General features: G+C 62.1%; 7 protein-coding genes. All 7 read left to right on the forward strand.

The window, feature by feature from the left end; all coding sequences use genetic code 11:
• Positions 1-572: TRAP transporter substrate-binding protein DctP (gene dctP / locus IV091_RS14545; RefSeq protein WP_293469942.1), on the forward strand; the 572-nt coding region annotated here is incomplete at its 5' end.
• Positions 573-660: 88 nt separating this feature from the next.
• The gene (locus tag IV091_RS14550; RefSeq protein ID WP_293469944.1) at positions 661-1,155 is read left to right on the forward strand and encodes a TRAP transporter small permease; all 495 of its coding nucleotides are present in this window, start codon (positions 661-663) and stop codon (positions 1,153-1,155) included.
• Complete coding sequence (locus tag IV091_RS14555; protein WP_293469946.1) at positions 1,152-2,429, forward strand: TRAP transporter large permease; 1,278 nt, start codon at positions 1,152-1,154, stop codon at positions 2,427-2,429. Before IV091_RS14550 ends, IV091_RS14555 begins: the two co-directional genes overlap by 4 nt.
• Positions 2,430-2,456: 27 nt before the next feature.
• On the forward strand, positions 2,457-3,233 hold the full coding sequence (locus IV091_RS14560; RefSeq protein ID WP_293469948.1) for a FadR/GntR family transcriptional regulator: 777 nt from the start codon (positions 2,457-2,459) through the stop codon (positions 3,231-3,233).
• A gap of 154 nt (positions 3,234-3,387) precedes the next feature.
• On the forward strand, positions 3,388-4,278 hold the full coding sequence (ltnD, locus tag IV091_RS14565) for an L-threonate dehydrogenase (protein WP_293469950.1): 891 nt from the start codon (positions 3,388-3,390) through the stop codon (positions 4,276-4,278).
• Between the two features lie 80 nt (positions 4,279-4,358).
• The gene (gene otnK / locus IV091_RS14570; protein WP_293469954.1) at positions 4,359-5,642 is read left to right on the forward strand and encodes a 3-oxo-tetronate kinase; all 1,284 of its coding nucleotides are present in this window, start codon (positions 4,359-4,361) and stop codon (positions 5,640-5,642) included.
• Positions 5,639-6,313, forward strand: a complete 675-nt coding sequence (locus IV091_RS14575; protein ID WP_293469952.1) for an aldolase — start codon at positions 5,639-5,641, stop codon at positions 6,311-6,313. The genes otnK and IV091_RS14575 overlap by 4 nt, the downstream gene beginning before the upstream one ends.
• Positions 6,314-6,335 lie beyond the last annotated feature (22 nt).

Below are 6,335 nucleotides of genomic sequence, written 5' to 3' on the forward strand. Positions count from 1 at the left end.
GCTTCAAGGCCTTGGCCTGGGGCGAGAACGGCATGCGCAACATGACCAACAACAAACGCGCCATCAACGCGCCGGATGACCTCAAGGGCCTGAAGATTCGTACCATGGAAAACCCGGTGCACGTAGCCGCCTACAAGGGCCTGGGCATTGTGACCACACCGATGGCGATGCAAGAGGTGTTCACCGCGCTGCAGCAAGGCACGGTCGACGGCCAGGAAAACCCCTTGTCCGTGATCATGGCGGCCAAACTGGACCAGGTGCAAAAGCACGTGTCACTGACCGGCCACGTCTATTCGCCCGCCATCTTTTTGATGAACAAGGCCGCGTTCGACAAGCTCAGCCCGGCTGACCAGAAGGTCTTCCTGGAAGCCGCCAAGGTAGCCGTCAAGGCCAACCGGGCCCGGGTTGACGCCGACGATGCCATGGGCGTGACTTACCTGCGTGGCAAGGGCATGAATGTGGTCGAGACCCTGGACAAAACCAAGTTCGTGGCTGCGCTCGCACCGGTGTACGCTGATTTCGAAAAGCAGTTCGGCAAAGCCAATATGGACAAGATCCGCAACTACAAGTAATTGCTGCTGGTTTTCTGGCTGCCAACACCCGAAGCGCGCAAGCTTTCGGGTGTTTTTTTACAACTTTCCATTTCAGGCTGATATTGCAATGAAAGAAAAATTTCTCCGCTTGGAGCGCTGGACCAGCGGCTTCTCCTTGTATGCGGCCTGTGCCATGCTGCTGCTAGCGGCCAGTCTCGGCATGTTCCAGATCATCACCCGCTTCGTGCTGGAACTGCCCGCTGAATGGACCGAAGTGCTGATTCGTTTCAGCCTGATCTGGATGGTGTTTCTGGGCATTCCGACGGCGTTTCGCCAGGGTGCCATGGTGAGCGTGGATGTGCTTTACCGCTGGAGCCCGCCGCGCCTGCGCCGTTTGCTCGACTGGGTCGTGTGTCTTGCCGCCATCGGGCTGATCGCCATCATCATCTGGTGGGGCTGGGACTATGCCGTCCGCGGCAAGGTGCAAACCATGAGCGGACTGGAATCGGTGTCGATGTTCTGGGCCTATCTGGCCATGCCGGTGGGTGGCGTGTTCAGCCTGATCGGCATCATCGCTAATTTGCTGGATACCCAGCGTCTTGAATTGGAGACTGCAGTATGACCGCCGTCATGTTAAGCACGATGGTGCTGTGTTTTGCCCTCACCGTTTCGGTGGCCGTGTCCATCGGCCTGGCGTCCATCTTTGGCATTTATATTGCTGATGCGAACATGCTGATCTCCGTCAAGGAGATGTTCAACGCCATCAACAAATTCCCGCTGGCCGCCATCCCGTTTTTTATCCTGGCCGGCAACGTCATGGAATCCGGTGGCATTTCGCGCCGGCTGGTTGATTTTGCCAAGAGCCTGGTGGGTGGCGTGCAGGGCGGCCTGCCGATGACCTGTGTGCTTACCTGCATGATTTTTGCGTCAGTGTCCGGCTCCTCGGTGGCCACCACGTTTGCCATTGGCACCATCCTGATTCCAGCGCTGATCAAACACGGCTACCCGACCACTTGGGCCGCGTCACTGCAGGCTACCAGTGCCGAACTCGGCGTCATCATCCCGCCCTCGATCCCGATGATCCTGTATGCCGTCAGTGCTGAAGTTTCCATTGGCGAAATGTTCATTGCCGGCTTCGGGCCCGGCCTTCTCATCAGCGCGGCGCTGATGCTGTTTGTCTGGGTTTACTGCAAGTTCAAGGGCTGGGGCAAGAACGACGGCGACGATCGCCTGTCGGTCGGGAAGGCCACCTTGCGGGCCGGTTGGGCGTTGCTGATGCCGGTCATTATTCTGGGCGGCATTTACGGCGGCATTTTCACCCCGACCGAGGCCTCGGCGGTGGCGGTGTTCTACGCCCTGGCCGTGGGTGTGCTGATCTACCGCGAGATCAAGTTGCCTGACCTCTACCTCATCCTGCGCAAGTCGGTGCTGTCGTCGGCGGTGATCATGTTCATCATTGCCAACGCCGGGCTGTTTGCGTTCCTGATCACGCGTGCTGGCGTGCCGGAGGCGATTGGCATCTGGCTGCAGGATGTGCTGAAATCCCCTGCCTACTTCCTGTTGGGCGTCAACGCCGCGCTGTTCCTGATTGGCATGTTCATCGAGACCGGTGCCGCCATCATTGTGCTGGCCCCGATCCTGGCCCCGGTGGCCGTGCACTTTGGCATCGACCCGATCCATTTTGGCCTGGTCATGGTGGTGAACCTCGCGCTGGGCATGATTACGCCGCCGTTTGGTGTCAACCTGTTCGCCGCTTGCACCGTGGCGCGCATCTCACTCGACCGCATGATCAAGGACCTGATCCCCTTCGTGCTGGTGATCGTGGCCTGCCTGATGATCATCTCCTATGTGCCGTGGATCTCACTGGGGCTGCGCGATCTGGTTTACGCCAAATAGAGTGGGTCATCACTTTCCAGTCCTTCCATGACAATTCAGTTCAAGTCCATCACACCCGGTGCCTGCCTCTCGGATCAAGTAGCGGATGTGCTCACAGCCGAGATCCGGGCGGGCCGCCTGGCTGTGGGCGACAAGCTGCCGACAGAAGCTGCGCTGGTGGAGCAGTTCTCGGTGAGTCGCACGGTGGTCAGGGAAGCCGTCTCGCGGCTCAAGTCGCTGGGGCTGGTCGATTCGCGGCAAGGCAGCGGCGTGTATGTCAAGGAATTGGGCTTTTCGCCGCTCAACTTTGATGCCAAGTCTGCGGTCTCGAAACAGGCGGTGATCCAGATGGTCGAGGTGCGTCGCGCGCTAGAGGCCGAGGTGGCGGGGCTGGCGGCGCAGCGGCGAACTCTGAGCGATATCAAACGCATCCGGCAGTCCATTGCAGCGCTCGACAAGGCCGTGCAAGCCGGTGGCGACGGTGTGGAAGAGGACGTTCAATACCACCGTGCCATTGCGGAGGCTGCGCGCAATCCTTTTCTCATTGGCACGCTCGAATACCTGGGCCAGTTTCTGCAGGGTGCGACCCGCGTCACGCGCGCCAATGAAGCGCGGCGAGCAGACTTTGCACGGCAGGTGCGCGACGAGCATGACAAGATTTTTCGCGCCATTGAAGCAGGTGACGCAACCGCGGCACGCAAGGCCGCTGCGCGGCATATGGATAACGCCATCCTGCGCATTGAGCAGGCCGACCCGGCATTTTGGCAACAGGCGGGTGTGCAGTTGGCGCGGCCCCTGGTCTCCGGCCTGGCTCTGCGGCGTTGACTGGCCGACGCTTGTGAAGCATGGCCTTGCGTGTGGGGTATCGGGTAAATCCAGGCATGGAGTTCACTCTGAATTTGTATGATAACCATATAAAATATGGGTCCGGTCAGGCACTGTGCTGCTGGACTGATTCTTAATTGAAAGTAGCCAAGCAATGACATCTAACGTAGGGGTAATCGGCCTGGGGGCCATGGGTAGCGGTATGGCGGGCTCACTGCGCCGCGCTGGCCGCCATGTGCATGTATTTGATATTCGCACTGAGGTCGCTCAGGCCTTTGCGGCAGAGGGCGGCGTGGCTTGCGCATCGCCCGCCGAACTGGCTGCGCGGTGCGATGTGATTGTGTCGGTGGTCGTCAATGCCGCGCAAACCGAAAACCTGCTCTTTGGCGTGGATGGCTGCGCCGCCGCCATGAAGCCAGGCAGTGTGTTCGTGATGTGCTCGACCGTGGACCCGGGCTGGTCGATGGCGCTGGAGGCACGGCTGGCGGCGCTGGGCATCCTCTACATCGACGCCCCGATTTCGGGCGGCGCTGCCAAGGCCAGCAGCGGCGAAATGACCATGATGACGTCCGGTCGGCCCGAAGCCTACGCGGTGGCCGGCGCGCTGCTCGATGCGATGGCGGCCAAGGTCTACCGGCTGGGCGACCAGGCTGGCGCAGGCAGCAAGGTCAAGATCATCAACCAGTTGCTGGCCGGCGTGCACATTGCTGCTGCGGCCGAGGCGATGGCCCTGGGCCTGCGCGAAGGCGTGGACCCGGCGGCCTTGTATGAGGTCATCACCCACAGTGCGGGCAACAGCTGGATGTTCGAGAACCGCATGGCCCATGTGCTGGCGGCCGACTACACGCCGCTGTCGGCCGTGGACATTTTTGTGAAGGACCTGGGGCTGGTGCTGGACATGGCCCGCGCCAGCAAGTTTCCGCTGCCGCTGTCCAGTACCGCGCACCAGATGTTCATGCAGGCGTCCACCGCAGGCTTTGCCCGCGAGGACGACAGCGCGGTCATCAAGATATTCCCCGGCATTGAGTTGCCCAGGAAGCCATGAGTACCGACGAGCGCAGCGCAGGGCCGCCCCAAGCAAGCTCCGCCCCCTTGGGGGGCAGCGCAGCACACGAAGTGGCAAGCGTGGGGGCACTGTTATTAGGCTGCATCGCTGACGACTTCACCGGCGCGACGGATCTGGCCAACAACCTGGTGCGCGCAGGCATGCGCGTGGTGCAGGCCATGGGTGTGCCCGGCCAGCCGTTGGACACCGATGCCGATGCCGTGGTGGTGGCGCTCAAGTCGCGCACCTTGCCGGTCGATGAAGCGATTACCCAGTCGCTGGACGCGCTGCGCTGGCTTCAGGCGCAGGGCGCGCAGCAAATCTATTTCAAGTATTGCTCCACCTTTGACAGCACGGCACAAGGCAATATCGGACCGGTGGCCGAGGCGCTGATGGAGGCGCTGGCGGACCTGCCAGGGGCTGACTTCACCATCGCCACGCCCGCTTTTCCCGACAACCAGCGCACGGTCTTCAAGGGCCATCTGTTCGTGGGCGACGTATTGCTTAATGAAAGCGGCATGCAGAACCACCCGCTCACGCCCATGACGGACGCCAACCTGGTGCGCGTGCTGCAGGCGCAATGTCGCCGCAAGGTGGGGCTGATCGACTACAAGGTGGTGGCGCAGGGCGAGGCTGCGATTCGTGCGCGCATCGACCAGCTGCGCGCCCAGGGCGTCGGCCTGGCCATCGTCGATGCCATCTCCAACGACGACTTGCTGCGGCTAGGCCCGGCGCTCAAGGGCATGCCGCTGGTGACGGCGGGCTCGGGCGTTGCGATTGGCCTGCCTGCCAATTTCGGCATTGCGCCGTCCAACACGGCCAGCGCGTTGCCCGCAGCCACTGGCTTGCAGGCCGTCGTGTCCGGCAGTTGCTCGCTGGCAACCAACCGCCAGGTAGCGGCCTTCATCGAGGCGGGCCGTCCGGCGCTGGCGATTGATGCCTTGCAGATCGCTGCCGGGGTCGATGTGGCCCGGCAGGCGCTGGCCTGGGCTGAACCCCTGCTGGGCCAGGGGCCGGTGCTGATTTATTCGACCGCCGATTCGATTGCCGTCAAGTCGGTGCAGGGCCAGCTTGGCGTGGAGGAGGCCGGCGCGCTGGTCGAGCGCACATTGGCCGCCATTGCCCGCGGCCTGGTGACGCTGGGCGTGCGCCAGCTGGTGGTGGCCGGCGGGGAAACCTCAGGCGCTTGCGTGCAGGCCTTGAACATCACGCAAATGAAGATCGGCCTGCAAATCGATCCCGGTGTGCCCTGGTGCCATGCGCAAACCGATGCTGCGCCTGATGGCGGCCTGCACCTGACGCTGAAGTCTGGCAATTTTGGTGCCGACGATTTCTTCAGCAAAGCTTTTGCGATGCTGGCATGACCGAGACACAAGCCCGCGAAGAAATCTGCCGTGTTGGCCGCAGCCTGTTCGAGCGCGGCTACGTGCATGCCACGGCCGGCAACATCAGCGTGCGGCTCGATGCATCGGAAGGCGGCGGCTTCCTGATCACGCCCACCGATGCCTGTCTGGGCTTTCTCGATCCGGCCCGGCTGGCGCGGCTGGACGATCAAGTCCGGCAAATCAGTGGTGACAGCGCTAGTAAAACAATAGCGCTTCATGCCCATATCTACAGGGCTGCAAGCCAATTTGATTCAAAAACACGGTGTGTGATCCACACCCACAGCACGCACTGCGTGGCGCTGACTTTGCGGCCTGGCAGCGAGGAACTGCTGCCCGCCGTGACGCCCTACTTTGTGATGAAAGTCGGCCATGTACCGGTGATGGCCTACCACCGCCCCGGCGCGCCCGAGACGGCGCAACTGGTGGCGCAGGCTATTTCGCGCTATGGCGAAGCCGGCACGCCGATCCGTGCCGTCATGCTGGCGCGGCTCGGCCCCAACGTCTGGCACGACTCGCCTGCTGCCGCCATGGCCACGCTCGAAGAGCTTGAAGAAACCGCCCGGCTGGTCAGTCTCAGCACCTCTGTGCCCGAGCCCCTGACCGAAATCCAAATCAATGAACTGCGCCAGACCTTTGGCGCCCGCTGGTGAACCCTATGCCTCAATTTGCTGC

The organism is Polaromonas sp., assembly GCF_018780625.1.
Lineage (GTDB): Bacteria > Pseudomonadota > Gammaproteobacteria > Burkholderiales > Burkholderiaceae_C > Polaromonas.

What these genes read in the sequence shown, in the direction of transcription:
- IV091_RS14560 (WP_293469948.1), top strand. Translation starts at nt 2,457, where the DNA reads ATGACAATTCAGTTCAAGTCCATCACACCCGGTGCCTGCCTCTCGGAT.
- IV091_RS14550 (WP_293469944.1), top strand. Translation starts at nt 661, where the DNA reads ATGAAAGAAAAATTTCTCCGCTTGGAGCGCTGGACCAGCGGCTTCTCC.
- ltnD (WP_293469950.1), top strand. Translation starts at nt 3,388, where the DNA reads ATGACATCTAACGTAGGGGTAATCGGCCTGGGGGCCATGGGTAGCGGT.
- IV091_RS14575 (WP_293469952.1), top strand. Translation starts at nt 5,639, where the DNA reads ATGACCGAGACACAAGCCCGCGAAGAAATCTGCCGTGTTGGCCGCAGC.
- IV091_RS14555 (WP_293469946.1), top strand. Translation starts at nt 1,152, where the DNA reads ATGACCGCCGTCATGTTAAGCACGATGGTGCTGTGTTTTGCCCTCACC.